General features: G+C 71.8%; 20 protein-coding genes and 2 tRNA genes. 21 read left to right on the top strand and 1 reads right to left on the bottom strand.

Translation table 11 applies throughout. The annotated features are described in order from the left end of the window. The first annotated feature begins 164 nt into the window (after positions 1-164). From HNR16_RS14545 to HNR16_RS14515, 7 genes are all read left to right on the top strand, one after another. The gene (locus tag HNR16_RS14545) at positions 165-1,376 is read left to right on the top strand and encodes a sensor histidine kinase (RefSeq protein ID WP_158041684.1); all 1,212 of its coding nucleotides are present in this window, start codon (positions 165-167) and stop codon (positions 1,374-1,376) included. After that, a complete protein-coding gene (locus HNR16_RS14540; protein ID WP_158041685.1) occupies positions 1,373-2,071 on the top strand; it encodes a response regulator transcription factor in 699 nt (232 codons plus the stop codon). Before HNR16_RS14545 ends, HNR16_RS14540 begins: the two co-directional genes overlap by 4 nt. 466 nt (positions 2,072-2,537) lie before the next feature. After that, entirely contained in the window at positions 2,538-3,410 is an 873-nt protein-coding gene (locus HNR16_RS14535) for a ribose-phosphate diphosphokinase (RefSeq protein WP_158041686.1), read from the top strand. Further along, positions 3,407-4,948 carry a nicotinate phosphoribosyltransferase gene (locus HNR16_RS14530; RefSeq protein ID WP_158041687.1) on the top strand — a complete coding sequence of 514 codons (1,542 nt, stop codon included), beginning with the start codon at positions 3,407-3,409 and terminating at the stop codon, positions 4,946-4,948. Before HNR16_RS14535 ends, HNR16_RS14530 begins: the two co-directional genes overlap by 4 nt. A 302-nt stretch (positions 4,949-5,250) precedes the next feature. Then, positions 5,251-5,478 carry a hypothetical protein gene (locus HNR16_RS14525; protein ID WP_158041688.1) on the top strand — a complete coding sequence of 76 codons (228 nt, stop codon included), beginning with the start codon at positions 5,251-5,253 and terminating at the stop codon, positions 5,476-5,478. Continuing rightward, positions 5,475-5,657 (top strand): hypothetical protein, encoded by a 183-nt coding sequence (locus HNR16_RS14520; RefSeq protein WP_158041689.1) that lies wholly within the window; start codon positions 5,475-5,477, stop codon positions 5,655-5,657. Before HNR16_RS14525 ends, HNR16_RS14520 begins: the two co-directional genes overlap by 4 nt. A gap of 161 nt (positions 5,658-5,818) precedes the next feature. Then, positions 5,819-6,595 carry an NUDIX hydrolase gene (locus tag HNR16_RS14515; RefSeq protein ID WP_158041690.1) on the top strand — a complete coding sequence of 259 codons (777 nt, stop codon included), beginning with the start codon at positions 5,819-5,821 and terminating at the stop codon, positions 6,593-6,595. Between the two features lie 50 nt (positions 6,596-6,645). Here the strand turns inward: HNR16_RS14515 and HNR16_RS14510 are convergent, their stop codons facing one another. Next, positions 6,646-8,007 carry a diacylglycerol/lipid kinase family protein gene (locus tag HNR16_RS14510; RefSeq protein WP_158041691.1) on the bottom strand — a complete coding sequence of 454 codons (1,362 nt, stop codon included), beginning with the start codon at positions 8,005-8,007 and terminating at the stop codon, positions 6,646-6,648. Between the two features lie 103 nt (positions 8,008-8,110). Here HNR16_RS14510 and serS point away from each other — a divergent pair, with 103 nt between their 5' ends. The 14 genes from serS to HNR16_RS14440 all read left to right on the top strand — a co-directional run bounded on the left by serS (position 8,111) and on the right by HNR16_RS14440 (position 25,313). After that, the gene (gene serS, locus HNR16_RS14505; RefSeq protein WP_158041692.1) at positions 8,111-9,373 is read left to right on the top strand and encodes a serine--tRNA ligase; all 1,263 of its coding nucleotides are present in this window, start codon (positions 8,111-8,113) and stop codon (positions 9,371-9,373) included. Beyond that, a complete protein-coding gene (locus tag HNR16_RS14500; protein WP_225737961.1) occupies positions 9,370-10,194 on the top strand; it encodes an HAD family hydrolase in 825 nt (274 codons plus the stop codon). The genes serS and HNR16_RS14500 overlap by 4 nt, the downstream gene beginning before the upstream one ends. A gap of 111 nt (positions 10,195-10,305) precedes the next feature. Beyond that, positions 10,306-10,390, top strand: a tRNA-Ser gene (locus HNR16_RS14495). Positions 10,391-10,444: 54 nt separating this feature from the next. Further along, positions 10,445-11,782, top strand: a complete 1,338-nt coding sequence (locus HNR16_RS14490) for an LCP family protein (protein ID WP_158041693.1) — start codon at positions 10,445-10,447, stop codon at positions 11,780-11,782. A gap of 39 nt (positions 11,783-11,821) precedes the next feature. Next, positions 11,822-13,108 carry an LCP family protein gene (locus tag HNR16_RS14485; protein ID WP_158041694.1) on the top strand — a complete coding sequence of 429 codons (1,287 nt, stop codon included), beginning with the start codon at positions 11,822-11,824 and terminating at the stop codon, positions 13,106-13,108. A gap of 46 nt (positions 13,109-13,154) precedes the next feature. After that, complete coding sequence (locus HNR16_RS14480; RefSeq protein WP_158041695.1) at positions 13,155-14,459, top strand: heparan-alpha-glucosaminide N-acetyltransferase domain-containing protein; 1,305 nt, start codon at positions 13,155-13,157, stop codon at positions 14,457-14,459. Between the two features lie 133 nt (positions 14,460-14,592). Next, a complete protein-coding gene (locus HNR16_RS14475) occupies positions 14,593-15,888 on the top strand; it encodes an SWIM zinc finger family protein (protein WP_158041696.1) in 1,296 nt (431 codons plus the stop codon). Continuing rightward, on the top strand, positions 15,885-17,486 hold the full coding sequence (locus HNR16_RS14470; protein WP_158041697.1) for a DUF5691 domain-containing protein: 1,602 nt from the start codon (positions 15,885-15,887) through the stop codon (positions 17,484-17,486). Before HNR16_RS14475 ends, HNR16_RS14470 begins: the two co-directional genes overlap by 4 nt. Positions 17,487-17,607: 121 nt before the next feature. Further along, positions 17,608-18,726, top strand: a complete 1,119-nt coding sequence (locus HNR16_RS14465; RefSeq protein ID WP_225737962.1) for an ATP-binding protein — start codon at positions 17,608-17,610, stop codon at positions 18,724-18,726. After that, positions 18,723-21,302, top strand: coding sequence for a DUF5682 family protein (locus tag HNR16_RS14460; RefSeq protein WP_158041698.1), 2,580 nt, complete (start codon positions 18,723-18,725; stop codon positions 21,300-21,302). Before HNR16_RS14465 ends, HNR16_RS14460 begins: the two co-directional genes overlap by 4 nt. Then, positions 21,299-22,675, top strand: a complete 1,377-nt coding sequence (locus HNR16_RS14455; protein ID WP_158041699.1) for a VWA domain-containing protein — start codon at positions 21,299-21,301, stop codon at positions 22,673-22,675. Before HNR16_RS14460 ends, HNR16_RS14455 begins: the two co-directional genes overlap by 4 nt. Before the next feature lie 92 nt (positions 22,676-22,767). After that, a tRNA-Ser gene (locus tag HNR16_RS14450) sits at positions 22,768-22,860 on the top strand. A 335-nt stretch (positions 22,861-23,195) separates the two neighbouring features. Then, the gene (locus HNR16_RS14445) at positions 23,196-24,548 is read left to right on the top strand and encodes an ISL3 family transposase (RefSeq protein ID WP_179558092.1); all 1,353 of its coding nucleotides are present in this window, start codon (positions 23,196-23,198) and stop codon (positions 24,546-24,548) included. Positions 24,549-24,563: 15 nt separating this feature from the next. Then, positions 24,564-25,313, top strand: coding sequence for a hypothetical protein (locus HNR16_RS14440; RefSeq protein ID WP_158042204.1), 750 nt, complete (start codon positions 24,564-24,566; stop codon positions 25,311-25,313). The last annotated feature ends 142 nt before the right edge of the window (positions 25,314-25,455 follow it).

Genomic DNA, 25,455 nt, shown 5'->3' with positions numbered 1-25,455 from the left:
CGTGTTCCGCGGGGGACACCGGCCACGGGTGGAAGCGTCGAGGCCGTCCGTCCCGTGTGCCTCAGCCCGTGGGTGGTGGTCGCTCGGTCGGCTCGGTCGTACGCTCGCAGGGGCCGGTGGGTCGCGGCGGCGAACGGCTTCGCCGGGAGGGGAGGCGGGTTTCGATGGTCGGCGATGCGCCGCTGCTCGATCCGCTTCCGCGGCGTCCGCGGATCGTGCGCTGGTTCGCGGCGCGTCCGCGCATCGGCGACGTGCTCGTGATCCTCGTCTGCACGGTGCCGGCGCTCGTCGCGCTCGTGCTGGCGCCACCGGCGTACGCGTGGCTCGGCTACGTGTGCACGGCGGGGGTGGCCGTCGCGTTCTGGTGGCGGCGATCCCACCCGGTCGTGGTCCTGCTGATCGTCGTGGCGCTCGCCGCGCTCAACCCCATCTCGAGCCAGGGCACGTCGGTGGCGATGCTGGAGACGGTGTTCGGCGTCTACGCCGTCGCGTCGCTGACCAGGTTGCGCACCGCGATCCTCGCCTACCTCGCCGGCGAGGCGACGATCCTCGCGACGGCCGGCCTCGCGGTCCTGCTCGGGCTGCGCGACGTGCTCCCGTTCGTGCTGTTGCAGCCGACCGCGCTCGCGGCGCTCGCGCTCGGCCTCGCCGTGCGGGCGAGCAGGGCGCGGCGGGCCGCGGTCGAGGCGATGATCGTCATGCGCGAGGAACGCGCCGCGGCGGCCGAGCGGGCACGCATCACGGCCGAGATGCACGATGTCGTCGCACACTCGGTCACGGTCATGATCGCGCTCGCGGGCGGGGCCCGCACCGGGTGGGAACGTCATCCCGAGCGCGCGCGCAGCGCCCTCGAACAGCTCGGCGTCGTCGGTGCCCGCACGGTCGACGAGATGCAGCGCATCCTCCGCCTGCTTCGCGAGCCGGATGGGCCGGATATCGCGGGTATCGCGGCGTCCGGCCACGACGTGCCGTCGCTCGCCTCGCTCGTCGAAGAGTTCCGGACGGCGGGACTCCCCGTCGTCCTCGACGAGGACGCCACGGCCGGCGCCGATGAACCCGCGCTCCGCACGACGGTCTACCGCATCGTGCAGGAGTCCCTCACGAACGCGCTCCGCTACGCGCGCGGCGCGACGCGCGTCGCCGTGCGGGTCGCGACGGACGGCGATCGGCTCGTCGTGACCGTCACCGACGACGGTGTCGCCGACCCGTCGGCGGGCTCGCTCGGGGCGGGCGTCGGACTGTGTGCCATGCGCGAGCGGGCCGCGGCGTTCGACGGGACGCTCGAAGCGGGCCCCGTCGCGTCCGGTGAGCGTGCACCGGCCGCGGGGTGGCGGGTGCGCGCCACGCTGCCGCAGCGTCAGGCCGAGCACGCATGATGCGCCGTGCGGGCGACACCACGATCCGGGTCCTGGTCGTCGACGACCAGCCGCTCGAACGCACCGGCAACGCGCTCATCCTCGACTCCGCCGACGGCATCGACGTGATCGGGGAGGCCGGTGACGGCGAGGCGGCGATCGCCCTCGTCGACCGCGACCGGCCGGACGTCGTCCTCATGGACGTGCGCATGCCCGGGATGAACGGCATCGACGCCACGCGCATCATCACCACCCGCCACCCGGACGTGCGCGTGATCGTCCTCACGACGTTCGATCTCGACGAGCACGCCTTCGGGAGCCTCGAGGCGGGCGCGAGTGCGTTCCTCGTCAAGAGCGCCACCCCCGAGGCGCTCGTCGACGCCGTCAGAACGGTCGCCGCGGGCGAGGCGGTCGTCGCGCCCCGCCTCACCTCGCGCCTCATCGCGCACTATCTGGACTCGTCGGGGCGGTCCGAGCGCGCACCGCGGCCGACGCACTCCACACCGGCACCGACGGACGTGCTGACCCCGCGGGAGCGCGATGTGCTCGTCGGCGTCGTGCGCGGGCTCAACAACGCCGAGATCGGTGCGGAACTGCACCTCGCGAACGCCACGGTGAAGTCGCACATCAACTCGATCTTCGCGAAGCTCCACGTGCGCGACCGCGTGCACGCCGTCATCCTCGGCTACGAGTGGGGGCTCGGGCCGCGGCCCTGAGACGAACCCGGTGGGGCCCGCGTTCGGCAGGGCGCCGCGGACCTGACCCGAGCACGGTGCGGCCCGGGTTCGGCACCGCGCCGCCGCTCCGACCCGAGCACGGCGGGGACCGAGCTCGGCGGGCACCACGGCCCTGACACGAGCTCGACAGGGCCGAGTTCGGCGGAGCCCCGTGGCCTGACGCGAGCACGGCGGGGCCCGAGTTCTCCGGGAACCGCAGCCCTGACCCGAGCACGGCGGGGCCCGAGTTCTCCGGGAACCGCAGCCCTGACCCGAGCCCGGCGGGGCCCGAGTTCTCCGGGAACCGCAGCCCTGACCCGAGCCCGGCAGGGCCGAGTTCAGCGCGGCACCGCGGCCCTGATTCGACCCCGGTATCGGCACCGACACCGGCGCAGTGCCGATATCGGTGCCACGCCGAGCAAGGATCTAATCGTCAAGATGACGATTAGCGTGTACAGTGAGAGCCATGAGCATCCGATTCCGATCCAGGGTCCCCGAGGGGTGGACCGTCGACAGCGCGGTGCGTCCCTTCCGATTCCCGGGCGGCGAGTGGCACTTCGCCTGGCCCGAGCGGGAGACGCCCGTGAGCGCCGTCCTCACCGGCGCCGAGCCCGACGACCTCGTCCTGCTCGCACTGTGGGCCGACGTCGCCCGCGAGCGCGGCGTCCGCTCCGTCGCCTACATCCCCTACCTCCCCGCCGCACGCGCCGACCGCGGAACGCCGTTCGGCGCCCGCGTCTACGCGAACCTCATCAACGCGGCCGGCCTCGACGAGGTCGTCGTCTTCGACCCGCACTCTCCCGTCGCCCCGGGGCTCGTCGACGACGTCCGCATCGTGCACAGCGCGTCCGCCGTCCGCGACGCCGTGTTCGGGCGACACGGACTCCCCGGCGACTACGTCGGGATCATCGCGCCCGACGCCGGGGCGCGCGACCGCGCGACGCGCGTCGCCGAGCTCGTGGGCCTGCCCGTGTTCACGGCCGAGAAGCACCGCGACCAGGCGACGGGAGCCCTCCTGTCCTACGCGCCACCGACACTGCCCGCCCACGGCCGGCTGCTCGTCGTCGACGACGTGTGCGACGGCGGCGCCACGTTCGTCGCACTCGCCGAATCGACCGGCGTCGCCCGCGAACGACTCACGCTCTGGGTGAGCCACGGCATCTTCTCGGGCCGCGCCGATCGCCTCACGGAGCACTACGGCGAGATCATCACGACCGACAGCCACCCCGGCGCCCGCCGCCCGGAGATCGGCGCCCGTGTGATCCGCCTCCACCCCTACCTGATCCACGACGACACGAGCCCGGGCGACCCCCGGAACGAGCGAGGGAACGAACGATGACCACGACCCAGAACCCCACCACCGGCAGCACCACCGCGCCGAACGCCGGCGTCGGCCGCGACACGAGCGACCGCTTCGCCCCCATCGCGGCACTCATGGAGACCGACGCGTACAAGCTCGGCCACATCCAGCAGTACCGCCTCGCGGGCGACGTGCAGACCGTCTACTCGAACTGGACGAACCGCGGCTCGCGCGAACCCGGCGTCACCCACGTCGTGCACTTCGGTCTGCAGGCGTTCCTCGTGCGCCTCGAAGCCCGCTTCGCCCCCTTCTTCGCCGCCGACGAGGACGAGGTGTGCGCCCTCTACGAGGAACGCCTCGCGCAGATCCTCGGCCCGAACACGATCGGCTCCGACCACATCCGCGCCCTCCACCGGCGCGGCACCCTGCCGCTGCGGTTCAGCGCCGTGCCCGAGGGCACGCCCGTGCCACTGCGCGTGCCCTCCTTCACGATCGAGAACACCGAGCCCGAGTTCTTCTGGCTCACGAACTACCTCGAGACCGTCCTCTCGGCCGAGGTGTGGGCCCCGTCGACCTCCGCGACGATCGCCCGCGAGTTCCGCCGCGTGCTCGATGCGGGCGCGACGCGCACGGGCGGCGCAGCCGCCGCGGTCGACTGGCAGGGCCACGACTTCTCCTTCCGCGGCATGTCGAGTGCCGAATCCGCCGCGGCCTCGAGCGCCGGCCACCTGCTGAGCTTCACGGGCACCGACTCCCTCGTGAGCCTCGACTGGATCGAGCGCAACTACGGCGGCGCCTACGTCGCCGGCTCGGTACCCGCGACGGAGCACTCGGTCATGTGCGCCGGGACGGCGACGATCGGCGAGCGGGCGATGTTCAAGCGACTGCTCGGCCTCTACCCCGCTGGCATCGTCTCGATCGTCTCCGACACGTTCGACCTGTGGACCGTCCTGACCGACTTCCTGCCGTCGCTGCGTGACGAGGTGCTCGCGCGCGACGGGAAGGTCGTCATCCGCCCCGACTCGGGCGACCCCGTCGACATCCTGTGCGGCACCGACCGCGAGCCGGGCGGCGAGACCCCGGAGGCGCGCGGCGTGATCGAGCTGCTGTGGGACGTGTTCGGCGGCACGGTTAACGCGGCCGGGTTCCGCGAGCTCGACCCGCACATCGGCGCGATCTACGGCGACTCCATCACGCGCGAGCGTGCCGAGCGCATCATCGACCGCCTCGCGGCGAAGGGCTTCTGCTCCACGAACGTCGTGTTCGGGGTCGGCTCGTTCACCTACCAGTACCGCACGCGGGACACGTTCATGTCGGCGATCAAGGCGACGTGGGCGGAGGTCGACGGCGAACCGTTCGAGCTGCGGAAGGACCCCGTGACGGACTCCGGCGTGAAGCGCTCCGCGGCCGGCCGCCTCGCCGTCCTCCGTGACGCGGCGGGCGAGCTGACGCTCGTGGAGCGCGCGACGCCCGAGCAGGAGGCCGCGAGCGAGCTGCAGCCGGTGTGGGAGGACGGGGCGTTCGTGCGATTCCAGTCGTTCGCCGATGTGCGGCGCGTGCTCGCCGAGCACGCGTGAACGAACACGGACGCCCGCGGGCCGATCGGTCTCGCGGGCGTCCGTCGTCGCGCGCCGACGGGTTCGCGTCGCCCGCAGCCGGTACCGTGTGCGGACGGACGAGCGGGCGGACGATCGGGAGGACGGCGGCCGCCGAGGCGCGGGCGAGGTGCCGGACGCGTCACGGATTCTGCGAGTGGCGGCGGAGCGGGCCGCGTACGGCGACACGGTGAGGGTCGTGGGCGAGCCGGGCAGGCCCGCATTCCCCGGATCAGTGTGTGACGTTCCTGCCGGCTGTCCGGGGTGGCGCGTATCCTCGGTGCATGGTCGACCACGAGCTGCTGGAGCGGGTGCTGAGCCTCGACGCTGATTCGCGTCGGGAGCTCCGTGACGCGATCGACGAGTCGTTGCCGGTGGAAGTCACCTCGGAGCTCGCCGCCTTGCTCGGCGCCCGGATCGCTCAGGCTGACGCCGACCCCGAGGATGCGGTCCCGTGGGACGCCGTGCGGGATCGGGCGCGCGCGAAGGTCGCCGCGAGACGAACTGCGTGAGCTTCCGGCTGGTTTTCCTTCGCCGCGCTGACGAGGAATACGACCACGCAATCGACTGGTACCTCGCCGAGGGGCCGCATGACGTCGAACGCTTCATCGCGGCATTCGAGGCCACGGTGAGGCGATCCGGCGGCGCCCTCTGCTGCCGCGAGTCGCGTACCGGGAATCGCGGAACGTGAAGACCGCGGTGTTCCCGTACCACGTGTGGTACCGGGTACGTGAGGACGTCGAGCTCGTCGAGGTCGTCGCCGTCTTGCACGGGGCACAGGACCGGTCGCGCCTCGAACGACGCTGAACCCCGAGCGGTCCAGCGATCCGCGTTCGGCGTCAGGGTGTCCGCGTGGAGCATGATCGCGTCGCGCGTCGCGTCGTCGCGCGCCGACGGGTTCGCGTCGCCCGCAGCCGGTACCGTGTGCGGACGGACGAGCGGGCGGATGATCGGGAGGACGGCGGCGTGGACGAGGCGGGCATCGAACGGCAGCAGCCGCTCGTGAGCATCGACGTGGTCCCCGTCCGGGTGACCGACGAGGGCACGATCGAGTTCGCGCTCCACGAGCGTCCCTACGAGCCGTTCCGCGGCGAGATGGCGCTCCCGGGGGTGCTCCTCAACGGCGGCGAGCAGGTGCGCGCCGCCGCCGCCCGAGCCCTCCGCGACAAGGCGGGCATCGACGAGACGCGCGCGATCGTGCAGTTCGGCGTGTTCGACGAGACGATGCGCGACCCCCGCGGCCCGACGATCTCGATCGCCTACCTCGCGATCGTCGCGCCCGGCACGCCCGCGACCGCCGAGTGGGTGCCGTCGAGCGCGCTCGTGGCGCGCGCGGCGACGCTGCCGTTCGACCACGCATCGATCGTCGAGGGCGCGTTCGAGGCGATCGCGACCCGGCTGTGGGCCGACGAACCGCTCACGCGGGCGCTCACCGGGCCGACGTTCAGCACGCGCGAGACCGCGCGGCTCGCGGCCGACATCGGCGGGCACCCGCCGACCGATCCGAGCAACCTGCGCCGCTGGTTCGTGCAGCATCCACGCATCGAACGTGCCGCCGACCAGACGGGGCTCGGCGGGCGCGATACGCGCTGGGCGTGGCAGGACGCCGAGGCCGCGCACGACGAGTGACCCCGTCGCTCGGACGCGAGCGACCGGGAGGCCGGATGCGGTGCCCCGCCTCAGGCCCGCGCTGAGGCGCCGTCACCCGCTTCGTCGGCGTCCGTGCCCACTGCGACCTCGTCGGGACCGGCGGCGTCGCCAGCTAGCGGGGTGGGCGCTGCGTCGGGCGCGATCGGCTCGGCGACGGTCGCCGACGTCGCGCCGGCGACCGTCGTGTCGTCGTCCGCCGCCGACACGCCCGTGTCCGACGCGTCTGTCGTCTGTGCACCCGTCACCGCGCCGGCCGCCCCGCGGATGCCGAGCTGCACGGGTGCCACGAGCCCCTGCGCCTGCTGGATCGCGCGGTTGACGCGACCCTCGATGTCGGTCGTCACGAGCCGCGTGACCCGGCTGAAGACGTGTTCCTGCGGCGCCTCCGGATCGCGGACCTTGACGGGGAGCGCCGCGGGCACGACCTCGACGCGCCCCGCGACGACCTCGCCGACCGCCTCGCCGTCGATCTCGAACTCCTCCGGATCGGAGGTCACCCGGAACGTCACGGTGCGCGACTGGACGTAGGAGAGCGCGCGCACGCGCTTGCGGTTCTCGGACACGAGCTTGCGGCCGAACTCGGAGTGGCGCAGGAGGCCGGACTGGATCGACATGGCGTGCAGGATCTGCAGCCACCCGATGAAGCCGCGCGGCCGCATGACCGCGGTGTCGAGCGCGCCGTCGTCGACGCGCGCGTCCGGGAGCAGCAGGATGCCGCCCGGCATGACGCCGCAATTGCCGATCATGACGCTCTGCGCGCGCGTCGAGCGCGGCGCACCCTCGTCGAACTTGAGCCGCACGTGGAATGCCGCCCCGCCGAGGACGGTCTTGCGGATCCCGTCGAGGTACGCGACCCAGCCGACACGCTTCTTCAGCGCGTCCGACGTGTTCGCGATCATGCCCGCATCGACACCGATGCCGCCGAGCACCGTGAACACGTAGCTCTCTCGCGAGCCGTCCGGACGCTCGACCCGGGCGCGGCCGATGTCGATGTGCCGGGTGATACCGCCGAACGCGATCCACACGGCGGACCGCAGGTCGAGCACGTCGATGTCGAGATTGCGCGCGAGGAGGTTGCCCGTCCCCGCGGGCACGATCGCGAGCGGGACGTCGGTCCCCGCGAGCGTCGAGGCGACGGCGCGGACGGTGCCGTCACCGCCCGAGGCGATGACGAGCGAGGCGCCGTTCGCGATCGCGTCCTCGGCGAGCTCGTCGCCGAGGCGCTCGGGCGTCGTCTCGAACCACTCGCTCGGCTCCCAGCCGAACTCGTGCTCCGCGGCCTCGACCTGCACGCGCAGCGCGGCGACGTCCGCTTTCACCGGGTGCACGATGACGGCGGCCCGACGGCCGGTCGTCGGCTCGGTGGGCGTGGCGGCGGAATTGTCGGTCACGCGCCAAGACTAGGGCCCCGGGCTGCTGATCCCCCGAACCGCCGTGCGCCCATGCGCCTCGCGTCCGGAGCGCGCGGGCAGGCGGCGGGCTAGCATGAACGGTGTGATCGACGCCCAGCTTCTCCGTGACGACCCCGACCGGCTGCGACGCTCCCAGATCGCCCGCGGCAACGACCCGGCGACCGTCGACGCGGCGCTCGACGCCGACGCGGCACGTCGCGCCGCGATCACCGCCTTCGAGGAGCTGCGTGCCCAGCAGAACGCGTTCTCGAAGCGCGTCGCTGCGGCACCGAAGGAGGACAAGCCCGCACTGCTCGCCGAGGTGAAGGACCTCGCGGCCCGCGTCAAGGCGGCGTCGGCCGCAGCGAGCGAGGCCGAGACGGGCTACACGGACGCGATCACGCGCATCGAGAACGTCATCGAGGACGGCGTGCCCGCCGGTGGCGAGGACGACTACACGGTGCTGCGCGAAGTGGGCGAGCGCCCCGCCTTCGACTTCACCCCGCGCGACCACCTCGAGCTCGGTGAACTGCTCGCGGCCATCGACATGCAGCGCGGCGCGAAGGTCTCGGGCGCGCGCTTCTACTACCTGCGCGGCGTCGGCGCCCGCCTCGAACTCGCCCTCATGACGTACGCGCTCGACAAGGCGCTCGCGAACGGCTTCACGATGCTCACGACACCGACGCTCGTGAAGCCCGAGATCATGGCCGGCACCGGGTTCCTCGGCGAGCACGCCGACGAGGTCTACTACCTGCCCGAGCAGGAGCTCTACCTCACGGGCACGAGCGAGGTCGCGCTCGCGGGCTACCACGCCGACGAGATCATCGACGTGCACGAGCCCGTCCGCTACGCCGGCTGGTCGACGTGCTACCGCTCCGAGGCCGGCTCGCACGGCAAGGACACCCGCGGCATCATCCGCGTGCACCAGTTCAACAAGCTCGAGATGTTCGTGTACGCCGATCCCGCCGAGGCCGCCGCCGAGCACGAGCGGCTGCTCGGCTGGCAGGAGGAGATGATGCACGCGCTCGGCCTGAGCTACCGCGTCATCGACACGGCCGCGGGCGACCTCGGCTCGAGCGCCGCGCGCAAGTACGACATCGAGGCGTGGATCCCGACGCAGGACGCGTACCGCGAACTCACCTCGACCTCGAACTGCACGAGCTACCAGGCACGCCGGCTCTCGACGCGGTTCCGCGGCGAGGACGGCAAGACCTCGCCCGTCGCGACGCTCAACGGCACGCTCGCGACGACGCGCTGGCTCGTCGCGATCCTCGAGACGCACCAGCGCGCCGACGGCTCGGTCGTCGTCCCCGAGCCGCTGCGGCCGTACCTCGGCGGGTTGGAGACGCTGGAGCCGGTCGCGTGAGCATCGACGACCGCCTGCTCGTCGCGCTCGACATCGACGGGACGATCCTGGAGGTCGACGGCTCGATCCCGCAGGCGACGCACGATCAGGTCGACCGCTTGCGCGCGGAGGGACACGAGGTGATGCTCGCGACCGGCCGCTCGGTCGCCGACACGATGCCGATCCACGACCGGCTCGGCCTCGACTCGCGCTTCGTCGTGAGCGCGAACGGCGCGACCGTGCAGGAGCGGTCGGACCTCACGGGAACGTACATCCGCAAGTGGGTGCAGACCTTCGATCCGAGCGATGTGCTCGTCCGGCTCCACGACGGGCTGCCCGGTGCGCGGTACGCGGTCGAGAGCCCCGAGGGCGTGTTCCTGTTCTCGGGTCGGTTCCCGGACGGCGCGTTCGAGTCGCGCGGTGAGCACGTCGAGTTCGACGAGTTGCTCGGACGGCTCGCGCAGCGCCTCGTGGTCGTGGCGCCCGATCGGACCACGGAGGAGTTCGCGAGCGCGATCGAGTCCGTCGGTCTGCATCACGTGAGCTATTCCGTCGGCTGGACCTCGTGGCTCGACATCGCGCCCGAGGGCGTCGACAAGGGCAGCGCGCTCGAACGGGTTCGCGCCGCGCTCGACATCCCGCGCAGCCGCGTCGTCGCGATCGGCGACGGTCGCAACGACATCGAGATGCTCCGCTGGGCGTCCGAGGAGGGCATCGGCGTCGCGATGAACGAGGCCCCGCAGGAGGTCATCGACGCCGCGAACCGGCTCGCCGGCCCGTTCGACGAGGACGGTCTGGGCGGCGCGCTCGCGATGCTGGGCGGTTCGCGCGTCGCGCGCTGACGGGCCGTCGGTTCGCACCGTGCGACGCGATGGTCATCTGCTCGGCCATCGTCGTTTAGGATGAATCGTGCGATGAGATCAGAATGATACCGAATCGTTGTGATTTCGTCAGGAGGGCTGTCCGAGCGGCCGATGGAGCTGGTCTTGAAAACCAGTGGGCAGCAATGCCTCGTGGGTTCGAATCCCACGCCCTCCGCGTGACGCACCCGCGTCAACACGTCCCCCAACGTGCACGAGCAGAGGAACAAGCGTGAGCGAACTCGGACCCCGTCGATCCCGGAGCGGATTCCATCCGCCTCAGGGCGGGGTGGAGCCTGCGTCGGCGCGCGCGGCCGTCGGGAGCGCGTCCCTGCCGCCGAGCAGGCGGCTCGCGGGACGCAGCATCGCACGGCACGGGCAGCTCCCCGTCATGACGGCCGCCCGCAGCCTCGGCAAGCTGTTCTCGATCCTCCTCGTCGTCGCGGTCGTGAGCGTCGTGGGCATCGGCGCCGCGGCCTATCTCAAGATCACGAACAACGTGCAGGCGGTCGACATCGGCAACGGCCAGGACGAGGAGGCGCCGTCGTTCCCGACCCTCCAGGGCGGCGCCAACATCCTCATCGTCGGCAGCGACGACCGCACGGGCCAGGGCGAGGAGTTCGGTGAGGGCACCGACGAGGCGTCCGGCGTCCTGAACGACGTGAACATGGTCGTGCACATCGCCGAGGACCACAGCTCGGCGACGGTCGTCAGCATCCCGCGCGACACGATCGTCAACACGCCCTCCTGCACGAGCGACGACGGTGTGGCGATCGACGAGCAGTACGGCGTCCCGTTTAACAGCATCCTCGGCGAGGGCGGCCTGTCCTGCATCGTGGCGGCCGCCGAGCAGCTCTCGGGTCTCGACATCCAGTACGCGGGCCTCGTGAAGTTCCGCGGCGTCATCGAGCTGTCGAACGCGATCGGCGGCGTCAAGGTGTGTGTCGCGAACGACATCGACGATCCCTACGTGGGACTCAACCTGACGGCCGGCGAGCACACGATCCAGGGCGAGGACGCGCTCAAGTTCTTGCGCACGAGGCACGGTGTCGGCGACGGTTCCGACCTGTCGCGCATCGCGAACCAGCAGCTGTTCCTCTCGGCGCTCCTGCAACAGGTCAAGAGTAGCGACACGCTGACGAACCCGGCGAAGCTCTACGGCCTCGCGGTCGCCGTCACGAACAACATGGTGCTCTCGAACTCGCTCAACAACCTCGACACCCTCATGGCGATGGCCGGCGCGATCTCGAAGATCCCGCTCGAGCAGATCGTGTTCGCTCAGCTTCCTGTTGCATCCTCGTCCTACGAGGGCAAGGTCGAGCCGCTCGAGCCCGACGCCGACACGATGTGGGCGTCGCTGCGGAACGACCAGCCGCTGAACGTGGTGGGGCCGACGTCGACGGTCGAAGCGACCGACCCGAGCGGGGGAACGACGGACGGCACCGACACGTCGACGGACGAGACGGGTGGGGATGGCACGACCGACGGAACCGGCGCGACCGAGGTGGCCACACCACAGCCGACGCTCGTCGGCCAGGAGGCGAGCCAGACGGGCTGCGCGAACGCCTGATCGGACGCTCCTGCCGCTCGATCGGCAGCACGGGCGCGCATGACGGGAGACGAGATGCTCGTCCCACCGACGGACGAGCACGACACGGCCGCGCACGCGGCCGAGCTCGAGGACGTCGCCGGGCACGGGATCGCACGACACGGACGCCTACCGGAGACCACGCGGGCCCGGAGCGTGTTCGGCGCGCTGACGTTCTGCGTCGTCGTGTCGCTCGTCGCGGTGACGACGATCGGGGCGATCGTCTACGCGCGAACGATCGGCAGCATCCCGAGGATCGACGATCCCGTCGCGGCGCCCGCGGACCCCGTCTCGATCGAGGGTGGCGCGAACATCCTCGTCGTCGGCAGCGACGACCGGACGGGGCAGGGGGCCGAGTTCGGTGAGGGGCAGGTCGACGCGGAGGGCGTCCTCAACGACGTGAACATGCTCGTGCACATCGCCGAGGACCAGTCGAGCATCTCCGTCGTCAGCATTCCCCGCGACACGATCGTCGACACCCCGTCATGCACGAACGACGAGGGCGTGGACGTGCCCGAGAAGTTCGGCGTGGCGTTCAACAGCATCCTGCAGGAGGGTGGCCTGAGCTGTGTGCGCACCGCCGCCGAGCAGCTCTCGGGCCTGCCGATCCAGTACGCCGGCATGGTGCAGTTCCGTGGGGTCATCGCGATCTCCAACGCGATCGGCGGCGTCACGGTGTGCGTCGCGAACGAGATCGACGACGAGTACATCCCGTTCCACCTCGCGCCGGGTGAACACACCCTCAAGGGTGAGGACGCACTCAAGTTCCTGCGGACGCGGCACGGGTTGGACGGCGAGTCCGACCTCGCCCGGATCGCGAACCAGCAGCTGTTCCTCTCGGCCCTCGTCCAGCAGGTGAAGAGCGGCGACACCCTCGCGAACCCGGTGAAGCTCTACGGCATCGCGAGCGCCGTCACGCAGAACATGACGCTCACGAGCGGACTCGCGAATCCCGACACGCTCGTGGCGTTCGCGGGCGTGCTCTCGAAGGTGCCGCTCGAACGGATCAGGTTCGCCCAGCTCCCGGTCGTCGATTCGGATGAGGTGGCCGGGAAGGTCGAGCCGCTCGAGCCGGACGCGACGGCGATGTGGGAGCGGATTCGAGCGGATTCGCCCGTCGACGTGGAGACGAGCGGCAGCACGGCCACCGCGCCGTCCGACGGTGCCCCCGTCACGGATCCGACGGACACCGGTGGCACGACGGGAACGGGCGTCGAACCCGCACCCGACGGTGCCACCGGCACCACGACGCAGGCGCCCACGGTTCCGGGGCAGGCGGCGGACGTGCAGGGGTGCGCGAACGGGTGACGGCGGCCGGTATCGCGTCGTCGATCCACTCCATTAGCCTCGGCGCATGACCATTCCGCCGCCGGTCCCGTCCGCGCCGCAGCCGATTCGGGTGGTCGCACCGGTCGGACGTGTCGCAGGGCTCGACCTCGCGAGGTTCCTCGCGCTCGTCGGCATGATGGCGACGCACCTGTGGATCGGCTTCGGGGTGGGGGAGGACCCCGCGTTCGTCGACGTGATCAGCGGCAAGGCCGCGGCACTGTTCGCCGTGCTCGCGGGCGTCGGGATCGCGTTGACGACACGCGGCGACCTCGCGGCCGGCCGCCCGCGCGCGGCGCGCCTCGCCGTCTTCGGGCGCGGGGCCGCGCTCATCGCGATCGGTCTGACGCTCGGGCTCGTGCCCGGCATCATCCTCGTGATCCTCGTCTACTACGGCATCACGTTCTGGCTCGCGATCCCCGCCCTCCGCTGGCGCAACGGCGTCCTGCTCGCCGTCGCGACCGGCTGGGCGCTCGTGTGGCCGGTGCTGTCGATGCTGCTGCGCGGGGACGCCGACCTCTCGCTCGAGGTCGGTTCGGCGAACTGGTTCGATCTCACCGACCCGCTCGTGTTCGTGCGCGGGCTCTTCGTCACGGGGGCGTATCCGGCGCTCACGTGGGTCGTCTACGTGCTCGTCGGCCTGGTCGTGGGACGTCTCGTGATCGCCGCGCGCGAGACGGGGACGCGCGGCGCGGTGCAGAACCTCGGGGTGCGCCTCGCCGCGACGGGCACGATCGTGAGCGCGTCGGCGTTCCTCGTGTCGTTGCTCGCACTGTGGCCCCTCGGTGGGCTCGCGGCGTTCGCGGCCGAGGAGGGGACGAGCCGGCTCGACCTCGCGCAGGAGGAACTGCTCGACGGTTCGCACGGCATCCCGGGCGGGACGAGCTGGTGGTATCTCGCGTCGCCTGCGCCGCACTCCGGTTCGTTCCCCGATCTGGCGATCACCGCGGGGCTCGCGGTCGCGATCATCGGCGTGCTCCTCGCGCTCGGGACGTTGCTCGGCGCGACGGGCGTGCGCGTCCTCGGGCCCGTGCTCGCCGCGGGCGCCGCCCCGCTCACGGTCTACACGACGCACGTGTTCGTCGCGGGGATCGCGGCGTCGCTCGTGCTCGCGGACTGGTCCCGTTCGCTCGCCGAGGGCCACCCGTGGTGGTTCGTGAGCGGATGGATCTGGCTCTGCCACATCGCGGGCGCACTGCTCATCGGCTTCGTGCTCATGAAACTGCGTGTGCGCGGCCCGCTCGAGCGATTCGTCGGCTGGGTGGGGCGACGCGCGGCGCGGCTCGCGCGGGACCGGCTCGCCGAAGCGCCGCCGGGTCATCCGAGCGGATGATGCCGGTGAGCGGGAGTCGGATTCCTCGTGCATCGCCGCGGACGCGATGACAGGATGATCGCGTGCCACCCGAATCCGACGTCGTGCCGCTCGCATCCGCTCACGCTCCGCACCGTCGCGGGGGTGGCCGAGCGTGACGCCGTGGAGCGAGGAACAGGTCGTCGCTGCCGCGCCCGATGCGTCGTCGGTGGCGGCCGGTCGGAAGCTCGCGAAGCCCGCGCCGTGGGTCGAGTCGGGCATCACCGACTCGCTGCTGTGGGGCGCGTGCCAGGGCAGCGGCAAGAAGCCGTACCAGGTGTCGATCGACCTGACCGAACCCGCCTACCGCTGCTCGTGCCCGAGCCGGAAGTTCCCCTGCAAGCACGCGATCGCGCTCCTGCTGCTGTGGTCGTCGGGCCAGGTCGCCGAGGCCGGCGCGGCGGCCGAGTTCGCGCGCGAGTGGGTCGAGGCCCGCACCACGCGAGCCGCCGCGAAGGCCGAACGGAGCGAACGCAGCGAACCGGTCGACGCGAAGGCGCAGTCGAAGCGGCGCGACGAGCGCGTCGCGAAGATGGACGCCGGTGTCGACGAGCTCGTGCTCTGGCTCGAGGATCTCGTCCGCGCGGGCACGGCCGCTGCACTCGCCCAGCCGTCCGCCTGGTGGAACGCCGCCGCCGCGCGACTCGTCGACGCCCAGTTGCCGGGGCTCGCGGAACACCTGCGCGACGTCGCCGCGGGCGCCTCGTCCGGCCGTGAGCGGTGGTTGCTGCGACGGCTCGGGCGCCTCTGGTCGCTCGCCTCCGCATGGCGACGCCGGGAGACGCTCGAGGCCGAGGAACTCGCCGAACTGCACATCGCCGTCGGCTACCCCGTCCAGACCGCGACCGTCCGTGAGGGCGAGCCCGTGCGCGGTCGGTGGACCGTCCTCGGCACCGCCCACGAGGAGCGCGGACCGCTGACCTTCCGTCGCACGTGGCTGCGTGGCAGCGACGGCGAGTTCGTCGTCCTGCTCGAGACGCAGGGCCCCGGCCAGACCTTCGGTGTGCTCCACCTGCCCGGAACGGTGCTCGACGGTGCCGTGCACCACTATCCGGGCGCCACGCCACGCCGCATCCTCTTCGCGGAACCCCCGACGGTGGTCGACGCGCCGCCGCGGCTCGGGTCGACGACGAGCATCAGGGGCGCCGTCGCGGAGCAGGCCGCAGCGCTCGCGACGGCGCCGTGGCGCACCCGGTTCCCCGTCGCACTCGCGGGAATCCGCTTCGATCGGATCACCGACCCCCGAGCGATCGACGACGACGGTGACGCACTGCCGCTCGTCAGGGGCAGCGACATGACGACGGTGCTCGCGCACACGGGCGGACAGGCGTGCGACATGGTCTTCGAACTCGAGGAGGGGCGGTTGCGTGCCCTGAGCGCATTCACCGACGAGGGGGTGGTCGTGCCGTGAGCACCGACTCCGTGACGGACGCACAGGCGACGACCGCGTTCTCGGCATGGCGCGAGGAGCTCGGCAGCGCCGCGCTCGTGGGAACCGGGCGCCGGCAGGTGCCCCCGCCGCCCGCCGCGCTCGGCGTCGCGCCGCCCGAGGGGCGTGGCCGCGAGGCATTGCTGCTCGACCTCGCGGCGTTCGACGACGTCGTCCGGCGCGCGGATCAGCGGGTCGGCGCGGCGGAGCCGCTCGAACCCGCGGCACCCGAGACGCGCCCCGATGCGTCGCCACAGGCCGTTCGAGTGCTCCAGGAGCTGCTGGGCGAGGGGAAGAGCGAGCGGATCCCGCGCGATTCGGTCGCGGACCTCGTCGAGGCATGGCTCGAGCTCGCCGACGCGCGCGGGGTCGTCGTGCCGTTTCGCCTCCTTCCGGGGCTGATCCGCTTCCAGGGGGTGTCGCGACCGCTCGGGCCGCAACTCGCGTGGGGCGAGCGCGGTCGCTGGCTCCGTCCCAGATCCGATGACGAGGTCCTCCTCGACGGGCTCGGTGACGCCTCCGTCGACGAGCTCGTGCGGGGATTGAAGGACCTCACGCCGACGGGGGCGGGGGACGCGATGCTCCGGCTGAGCGATGCCGAGCCCGCGGCGGTCGTGGGCGCGATCCGCACGGTCTGGTCGACGCTCTCCGCCGATACGCGCACGCGGATCCTCCCCCGCCTGCCCGTTGCCGCCGCCGACTCCGAGGAGGGGCGCGGCGCGGTCGATCCGCTCGCGGAGGAATTCCTCGAGGCGTGTCTCGACGATCGTGCGGCCGGCGTCCGCGCCCAGGCACGACACGTTCTCACGAAGCTTCCCGACAGCCGCTTCGCCGCTCGGATGGCGGCCCGGTTGCGACCGCTCATCGTGGTCGAGGGCGGGCTCCTCCGGCAGACCAGGGTGTCCGTCCGCCTGCCCGACGTGATCGACGACGAGGCGGAGCGTGACGGAATGCCCGAGCAGTCGGGCGGACGGGGCCACGATCTCGAGGCCTGGCTGGACCGCATCCTGCGCGCCGCGCCGCTCTCGGTCTGGACCGACGTGGTCCCGGGACGGCTCGAACGCATCGCCCCGCTCCTGGTCGAGCAATTGCCCCGTGGGCGGGGGATGGAGGTGATCGCCGCCGTCAGGGGACAGCACGCGACCGACTGGGCACGAGCGCTGCTCGCCTCCGGTGGCTCACCCGAACTGCTGTCACTCGTCCCGCCCGCGGAACGCGAGCGGTTCGCTGTCGAGCGACTTCGACGCAAGACCGCCACGACCGACGTCCCCGGGTACGAGCTCGTGGAGACGCCCGGGCCCTGGTCGACGGAGCTCGGTGAGCTCGCGCTCGCCGCCGCGATTCCCGCGCCACCCCAGCCGGAGCAGGCGGACGGCCGGCGCGTGCAGCAGCCCTCGAGACGATGGCTCGTCTCGAGGCCGCTCCTGGGACGGCGATTGCCCGCGACGGTCGAGCCGCGCATGCGCGAGCTCATCATGTCGACCAGGGTCGACACCGCCTACGACGCGTTCCGCCGGGTGCTCGTCGCCGAACTGCGCAGGCGCGACCTCGCGGCCGCCGTGAGCGAGGCCTTCGCATGAGCACTCGCGCGCTCCGGTCGGCGATCCGGCACGATTCCCGACCACCTCGGCGCACGTCCCCATCGGACCCATCGTTCGCACCGGACCCATCGTTCTCACCGGACACAGAGGAGACCTTCTCGTGAGCACCACCGAACCGACGACCGACCAGGTGCTGCGCGCGCACGCCGAGCAGGCCTACGCGCACGAGCTCACCGCGCTCGCGCAGGCCGACGACCGCCCCCGCCCGCCGCGCTGGAAGCTGTCGCCGTGGGCCGTGTCGACGTACCTCCTCGGTGGCACCCTGCCCGACGGCACGGTCATCACCCCGAAGTACATCGGCAGCAGACGGCTCGTCGAGATCGCGGTCGCGTCGCTCGCGACGGATCGCTCGCTCCTCCTGCTCGGCGTGCCGGGTACGGCGAAGTCGTGGGTGAGTGAGCACCTCGCGGCCGCGATCAGCGGGGACTCGACGCTCGTCGTGCAGGGCACCGCGGGCACGCCGGAAGAGGCGATCCGCTACGGCTGGAACTACGCGAAGCTCCTCGCCGAGGGGCCGAGCGAGAGCGCTCTCGTGCCCGGCCCGGTCATGCGCGCGATGCGCACGGGCGGCCTCGTACGATTCGAGGAGCTCACGCGCGTGCCGTCCGACGTGCAGGACTCACTCATCACGATCCTGTCCGAGAAGACGCTCCCCGTCCCGGAACTCGACACCGAGGTGCAGGCGAGGCGCGGCTTCAACCTCATCGCGACCGCGAACAATCGCGACAAGGGCGTCAACGACCTTTCGGCGGCCCTGCGCCGCCGATTCACGACCGTCGTGCTGCCGCTGCCCGACTCGCTCGACGCCGAGGTCGAGATCGTGCAGAGCCGCGTGCAGAGTCTCGGCGCATCGCTCGAACTGCCGGCCGATCTCGCGGCGCTGTCCGAGATCCGTCGCGTCGTGACGGTCATGCGCGAGCTGCGCTCGGGCGTCACGGCCGACGGTCGCACGACCATCAAGTCGCCGTCGTCGACGCTCTCGACGGCCGAGGCCATCTCGGTCGTGACGAGCGGACTCAGCCTCGCCACTCACTTCGGGGACGGTCGGGTCGGTGCCTCGGACGTCGCGGCGGGTCTCCTCGGTGCCGTCGTGAAGGACCCCGTGCAGGACGCGGTCGTGTGGCAGGAGTACCTCGAGACGGTCGTGCGCAACCGTCCCGAATGGGACGACCTGTACCGCGCGTGCCGCGAGCTGGACACCGACCAGCCCGCTCGATGACCGACATCCACGTCCTCGGGATCCGCCACCACGGGCCGGGTTCGGCGCGCTCCGTGTCGGAGGCGCTCGACGAGCTGCGCCCGCAGGTCGTGCTCGTCGAGGGGCCGCCGGAGTTCGACGACATCGTCGAGATCCTCGCCGATGCGGAGACGGAGCCGCCCATCGCGGGCCTCGTGTACGCGGTCGACGAGCCGCGGCAGGCGAGCTTCTACCCGCTCGCGTCGTTCTCGCCCGAGTGGGTCGCGCTGCGGTGGGCGCTGCGCAACGGTGCGACCGCACTGTCGATCGACTTGCCCGCCGTGCACCGCACCGCGATCGCGAAGGCGTTGCGCGCGCGGGCCGAGGAGCGGGAGGCGGCGCTCGTCGAGGCCGCCGAACGCGAGGTCGCGACTGGCGGGGCATCCGGCGACGACGAACCGGGCGACGAACAGCGGGACGTGGCGACGAGCGGCGAGGCCGACACCGACACCGAGGGCGACGGGACGGCGAACGGCACCCGCCCCGACGACGAGTCCGGCGCGGCACCCGATCCGGCGACCTCGGACGGGGTTCGTGTCGACGGCGCGACGCCCGAGCCCGAGCCCGCAGCGGACCCGGCCGACGACGAACTCGACGCCCAGGAGGCCGCGCGGTACGTCGCGGAGGACCCGATCACGGCGCTCGCGGCGGCCGCGGGCTACGACGATCCGGAGCGGTGGTGGGAGGACGCGGTCGAGCACCGCACCGATTCGGTCCTCGATCGCTTCGAGGCGATCGCCGAGGGCGTCGCCGAGCTGCGGCGTGATCGGGAACGCCCCGAGTCGGCCCTCACGCCCGACGGGACGCTCGATCTCGACGCGCTCGAGAACCCGCTCGGTGAACTCATGACGGAGCTCCGCGAGGCGTCCATGCGCAAGCGGCTGCGCGAGGTCATCAAGGAGGGACACGAGCGCGTGGTCGTCGTGTGCGGCGCGTGGCACGCCCCGGCGCTCGACCCGGCGAGCTTCCCTCCCGCGGCGCGCGACAACCGCGTGCTGCGCGGCCTGCCGAAGACGAAGGTCGCGGCGGCCTGGACGCCGTGGACCTCGTCGCGACTCAGCTACCGCTCCGGCTACGGGGCGGGCGTCGCCTCGCCCGGCTGGTACCGGCACCTGTTCGAGCACTGGGCATCGGGCACGGATCGCGATGTCGAGACGACGTGGCTCGTTCGCGTCGCGCGGGAACTGCGCGAGCAGGGGGTCGACGCGTCGACGGCGTCCGTCGTCGAGGCCGCTCGCCTCGCGACGGCGCTCGCGGCGCTGCGGGGCCGACCGAGCGCGGGCCTCAGCGAGCTCGACGACGCGGCGCTCTCGGTGCTCGTGAACGGCGACCCGCTGCCGCTCTCGCTCGTGCACGAGGAGCTCGTCGTGGGGCGCGAGCTCGGCACGGTACCCGAGTCGGCACCCCTCGTGCCGCTCGCCGCCGATCTCGCGGCGCAGCAGAAGTCGACGCGGCTCAAGCCGAGCGCGAGCACGCAGAAGATCGTGCTCGACCTCCGCACGGACGCCGGCCTCCGGCGGTCCGTGCTCCTGCACCGGTTGCGGCTGCTCGGCATCGGCTGGGGTGTCGTGGTGGACGCGGGGCGGACGGGCGGCACGTTCAAGGAGGCGTGGGAGCTCAGTTGGGAGCCGGAGCTCGCCGTTGCGCTCGTCGAGGCGAGCGTCCACGGGACGACCGTCCTCGGCGCGGCCGAGGCGCGAGCGGCCGAACGCGCTCGCGAGGCGGGGTCGCTCCAGGCGCTGTCCGAACTGCTCGAACGGTGCCTTCTCGCCGAGATCCCCGTGCACGACACCGTGCAGGAGCTCGCGCGTCGCGCGGCCGTGCAGAGCGACGTGTCGGAGTTGCTCGCCGCGATCGAGCCGCTCGCGCGCGTGCAACGGTACGGCACTGTCCGCGGCGCGGCGTCCGACGAGGTGCGTGCGATCCTCGACGCGACCGCCGTGCGCGCGTTTGTCGGGCTGCCGGGCGCCGCGACGGGGATCGACGACGACGCGGCGCTGCGGCTGCGGCGCACGATGGAGTCCGCCCACCGCGGTCTCTCGCTCATCGACGAGGCCGAGTTGTCCGCCGGGTGGTGGCAGGCGCTCGGCATCGTCGCGGACCGCGACACGATTCCCGGTCTCGTCGTCGGGCGCGCCGTGCGCATGCTCCTCGACGCGGGCGAGCTCGACCGCGGCGTCGTCGCGACGCGCATGAGCAGGCGACTATCGATCGCTGCCGATCCGTGCGATGCGGCGGGCTGGCTCGACGGGTTCCTCGCTGGCGATGCGCTCGTGCTCGTGCACGATCCGCAGCTCCTCGCGATCGTCGACGCGTGGCTCGCGGGTGCGCGCGAGGAGACCTTCGACGACCTGCTGCCGCTCCTGCGCCGCACGTTCGCGGCGTTCGAGAAGCCGGAGCGTGCCTTGATCGGCCGCCAGGTGTCGCACATCGGCACGAGGGCGCCCGCGATGCCCTCCGGGGAAGCGAGCGAGGCGGTGGTCGTCGTCGACCTCGCGCAGGCCGCGCCGGGTATCTCCGCGGTCGCACGATTGACGGGCTGGGAGGTGGTCGCATGAGCGACGACGAGCGTGGCGTCGACGACGCCGCGGTGGACGGTCGGGACGGCGCGGACGTGGTTGGACCGGATGAGAGCGGTTCCGGCGCGATCGACGAGGAGTCCGGTGCGGACGGCGTCGGGGCGGGCGGTACGGATGTCGGTCTCGACGTCGACGGGGCGACATCCGCGGAGGAACCCGAGGCCGAGGTGCTCGTGTCGGACGAGGAGCGGTTGACGCGTTGGCGGCTGCTGCTCGGCGGCGGCGAGGCCGACGGCGTGACGTCCGGCGGGCAGCCGATCGCGCTCACCGCGGACGACGCGGACCGGGACCGGGTGCTGACGCAGTTGTACGACGCACCCCGGCGGGGTGGCCTCGGCGGGTCGAGCCCGAAGGTAGCCCGCTGGCTCGGCGACATCCGCACGTACTTCCCGTCGTCGGTCGTGCAGGTCATGCAGGCCGATGCGATGGACCGGCTCGGGCTGCGCCAGTTGCTGCTCGAGCCGGAGATGATGCGTTCGGTGCAGCCCGATGTGAACCTCGTGTCGACGCTCATCGGGCTCGGCGGGGTGATCCCGGAGCACTCGAAGGAGACGGCACGGCAGGTCGTGCGGGTCGTCACGAACGAGCTCGAGGAGCGGTTGCGGGCACGCACGGTGCAGGCCGTGACGGGGGCGCTCGATCGTTCGACGCGCACGCGTCGGCCGAAGATGCGCGACATCGACTGGAACCGCACGATCGCCGCGAACCTGCGCAACTATCAGCCGGAGTACCGCACGGTCGTGCCCGAGCGGCTCGTGGGCAACGCGCGGCGGCAGTCTCAGGTGGAGCGGGACATCATCCTGTGCATCGACCAGTCGGGCTCGATGGCGGAGTCGGTCGTGTACTCGAGCGTGTTCGGGGCGGTGCTCGCGTCGCTCAGCTCGGTGCGGACGAGGCTCGTCGTGTTCGACACGAACGTCGTGGACCTGACGGACGAGATGGACGATCCGGTCGACGTGCTGTTCGGTGTGCAGCTCGGCGGCGGGACGGACATCAACGGGGCGCTCGCGTACTGCCAGGGGCAGATCCAGCAGCCGAGCGACACGGTCATGGTGCTCATCAGCGACCTCTACGAGGGTGGCATCGCGGAGGAGATGCTGCGCCGCGCGAAGGCGGTCGTCGATTCGGGGGCGACGCTCATCGCGCTGCTCGCGCTCTCCGACTCCGGGCGTCCGTCGTACGACGCGGCGCACGCGGCGGCGCTCGTGGAGATCGGTGTGCCGGCGTTCGCGTGCACGCCGGATCTCTTCCCCGACCTCATGGCGGCGGCGATCGAGCGGCGTGACATCACCGCGTGGGCCGCGGCGAACGACATCGTGACGGTGCACGAGGCACCGGAGCGCAGGCGCTGACGCCCGCGAGCACGACCCGGCGACACGACGCGCACACGCCGCGCATCCGGGTTCGTGCTCGCGGCGTTTGCCCGCTACGATGGTGCGAGTCTGGAGACGTCGCATAGTCAGGCCTAGTGCACCACCCTGCTAAGGTGGAGTCCCCTTTGTGGGGACCGAGGGTTCAAATCCCTCCGTCTCCGCCACTCGAAGCCCTCGAACCGTCGTCTCGCCCGGAATGACGCGGATCTCGGGGGTTTCGTCGTTCCCGGGGCGGTCGAGTTATTCACAGGATTCACCCCCATTTGACGGCGTGTCACGCGGTCTTATGGCACGCACGCACGCACGCACGCACGCACGCACGCTGGCATGGCATGGCATGACTGGGCGAGCGAGGAGAGAGGGGCCTTGACCCCGGATCGTGGCTCTGCGCATTCTGGGTGGGGTGAGGCGCTCGGGCGTGGCGTGACGGGGTGAGGTGGGTCGAGGCCCGGAGGATCGGTAGCGACCAAGCAACCTGTTCGTCCGGAGACCTCGACCCGTGCCTGATGCTACGCGCTGCGCCGCCGCGCGCCCATGTTCTGCTGTCTACTGTGATCGCTGCGACCTGCTCGTCGGACTCGACGGGCTCCGGGTGGCCGGGGTCGAGCGTCGCGGCGATGGCGTGCTCGTGATCGATGCCGAGTCGCCGCCGGGTCCGGTCGGCTGCCCTGAGTGCGGAGTGGTCGCGGAGTCGGCGGGACGGAAGGTGCTCGTTCTGACGGACGCCCCGATGGGCGGGACTCCGGTTCGGGTCCGGTGGCGCAAGCGCCGCTGGCGGTGTCGCCAGGACGGGTGCGGGGTGCGCTCATTCACGGAGCAGAACCCGACCGTCGCGGCGGCCAACAAAGCGCTGACGGCTCGCGCGGTGGCGTGGGCGGTGGCGCAGATGCGCCGCGAGAACGCGTCAGTGCGCGGTGTCGCTCGGCAGCTGCGCGTCGCGTGGCGCACGGTCTGGACGCACGTGGAGGCCGAGTTGCAGCGCCGCGAGCAGGACCCTGGCCGGTTCGATGGCGTAGAAGTGCTCGGCGTGGACGAGCACCTGTGGCATCACGTGTCCACGAAGCCCGTCGCCGACGGCGGGCGCGGTCCGAAGGAGCTGACCGGGATGGTCGACCTGACCCGAGACGCCACGGGACGCGTGCGGGCGCGACTGCTGGACCTGGTGCCAGGTCGATCCTCGAAGGCGTACGCAGACTGGATCAAGGAGCGGGACGAACAGTTCCGTGCCGGGGTGAAGATCGCAGCTCTTGACCCGTTCGCCGGCTACAAGAAGGCCCTCGACGACGAACTCGACGACGCGACCGCGGTGCTGGACGCGTTCCACGTCGTCAAGCTCGGCACCGCCGCGGTTGATGACGTCCGTCGCCGCGTCCAGCAAGACACCCTCGGCCATCGCGGCTGCAAGGGAGATCCGCTCTACGGGATCCGCAACATCCTCCGCGCCGGACGGGAGCGCCTCACCGACAGGCAGCGGTCCCGGCTCGACGCGGCGTTCGCGACGAGGGAGGAGCACGTTGAAGTTGAAGTCGCCTGGCACGCCGCCCAGCAGCTCCGCGACGCCTACCGGCACCCCAACCTGGTCGAAGGGCACAAGATCGCCGAGAAGGTTCTCGAATCGTTCCCGTCCTGCCCGATCCCCGAAATCGCCCGCCTCGGCCGCACCCTCACCCAGTGGCGAGCCGCGTTCCTGGCCTACTGGGCGACAGGACGCTCATCCAACGGCGGCACCGAGGCCGTGAATGGGCTCATCGAACTCGCCCGCCGGATCGCCCGCGGCTTCACCAACTACGACAACTACCGGCTCCGCATGCTCCTGATCGCCGGCGGACTTGACCCCCTCACCCCCACCTAGAATGCGCAGAGCCCCTTGTCCGATCCCGAGCCGACGTCCGTTGCGGACGCCGAGGCCACGAGGGGCGATGCGGTGGCCCAGGATGCGGTGGCCCAGGATGCGGTGGCGGGAGCGTCGTCGGTGGCGGGGAGCGAGCCGACGTCGAGCGCGGCGGGCGCGGACGGAGTCGCGGCGGTCGAGCGGGCCTCGGCCGAGAGGCGGGCGGCCGCGGGTGTGCTGCCTGTTGCGGACGGGCTGGCTGCTGATGACAGGCGGGCCGCAGACGCCGAGCGGGACGAGGCCGCACACCGACGGGCGCGAGCGCGGTCGGCTGAGCGGCCGCGCCGGTGGGATGCCGGCATCGTCATGGGTGGGGTGTGCTGCGTCGTCGCGCTCTTCCCGGCGCACGCCGACCTGTACAGCGAGTCGCCCGGTGCATCGCCGAATCGATTCCTGCTCGATGGCTTGTCGGCGGTCCTTTTCGCCAACGTGGCGGTCGTGGTCGTGGCGGCGCTCATCGCGTTGATCGCCGCGAGGGGCGGTAAGCGGGTGCTCGACTTCGACTGGTTCGCGTCCATGGGGTGGGCGCTCTTGACGAGCGTGCTGGTCAGCGTCCTCGCGTCGGTCGCGATGGGCGGATTCTCCGGATACGCGATCCTCGCGTTCATGGTGCTCGGCGGCCCGGCCGTGATGATGTCGCTGCCCGGCATCCCGATCCTCGCGATCGTCGGGATGATCGTGACCGGCCTCACGAAGCGGTGGACCGAGGGTCGCCGACCCGCCTGACCCGAAGCGGATCGAGCCGAGTTGTTGCTACCGGGCCGCGGGACGGGTAGCAACAACCCGGCTTTTTCGGGCGGCGATTCGGCGGGGTGCTCCCTGCGTCGAGACGTTCGAGGTGGGCTCGCGAGCGCACTGCGGTGATGTC

This window comes from Pseudoclavibacter chungangensis, assembly GCF_013410545.1.
In the GTDB taxonomy this organism is placed as follows: Bacteria; Actinomycetota; Actinomycetes; order Actinomycetales; family Microbacteriaceae; genus Pseudoclavibacter; species Pseudoclavibacter chungangensis.
This window is presented reverse-complemented; position numbering and strand designations above follow the sequence as displayed.

What these genes read in the sequence shown, in the direction of transcription:
- HNR16_RS14525 (WP_158041688.1), top strand. Translation starts at nt 5,251, where the DNA reads ATGGTCGACCACGAGCTGCTGGAGCGGGTGCTGAGCCTCGACGCTGAT.
- HNR16_RS14545 (WP_158041684.1), top strand. Translation starts at nt 165, where the DNA reads ATGGTCGGCGATGCGCCGCTGCTCGATCCGCTTCCGCGGCGTCCGCGG.
- HNR16_RS14485 (WP_158041694.1), top strand. Translation starts at nt 11,822, where the DNA reads ATGACGGGAGACGAGATGCTCGTCCCACCGACGGACGAGCACGACACG.
- HNR16_RS14535 (WP_158041686.1), top strand. Translation starts at nt 2,538, where the DNA reads ATGAGCATCCGATTCCGATCCAGGGTCCCCGAGGGGTGGACCGTCGAC.
- HNR16_RS14540 (WP_158041685.1), top strand. Translation starts at nt 1,373, where the DNA reads ATGATGCGCCGTGCGGGCGACACCACGATCCGGGTCCTGGTCGTCGAC.
- HNR16_RS14460 (WP_158041698.1), top strand. Translation starts at nt 18,723, where the DNA reads ATGACCGACATCCACGTCCTCGGGATCCGCCACCACGGGCCGGGTTCG.
- HNR16_RS14455 (WP_158041699.1), top strand. Translation starts at nt 21,299, where the DNA reads ATGAGCGACGACGAGCGTGGCGTCGACGACGCCGCGGTGGACGGTCGG.
- HNR16_RS14530 (WP_158041687.1), top strand. Translation starts at nt 3,407, where the DNA reads ATGACCACGACCCAGAACCCCACCACCGGCAGCACCACCGCGCCGAAC.
- HNR16_RS14480 (WP_158041695.1), top strand. Translation starts at nt 13,155, where the DNA reads ATGACCATTCCGCCGCCGGTCCCGTCCGCGCCGCAGCCGATTCGGGTG.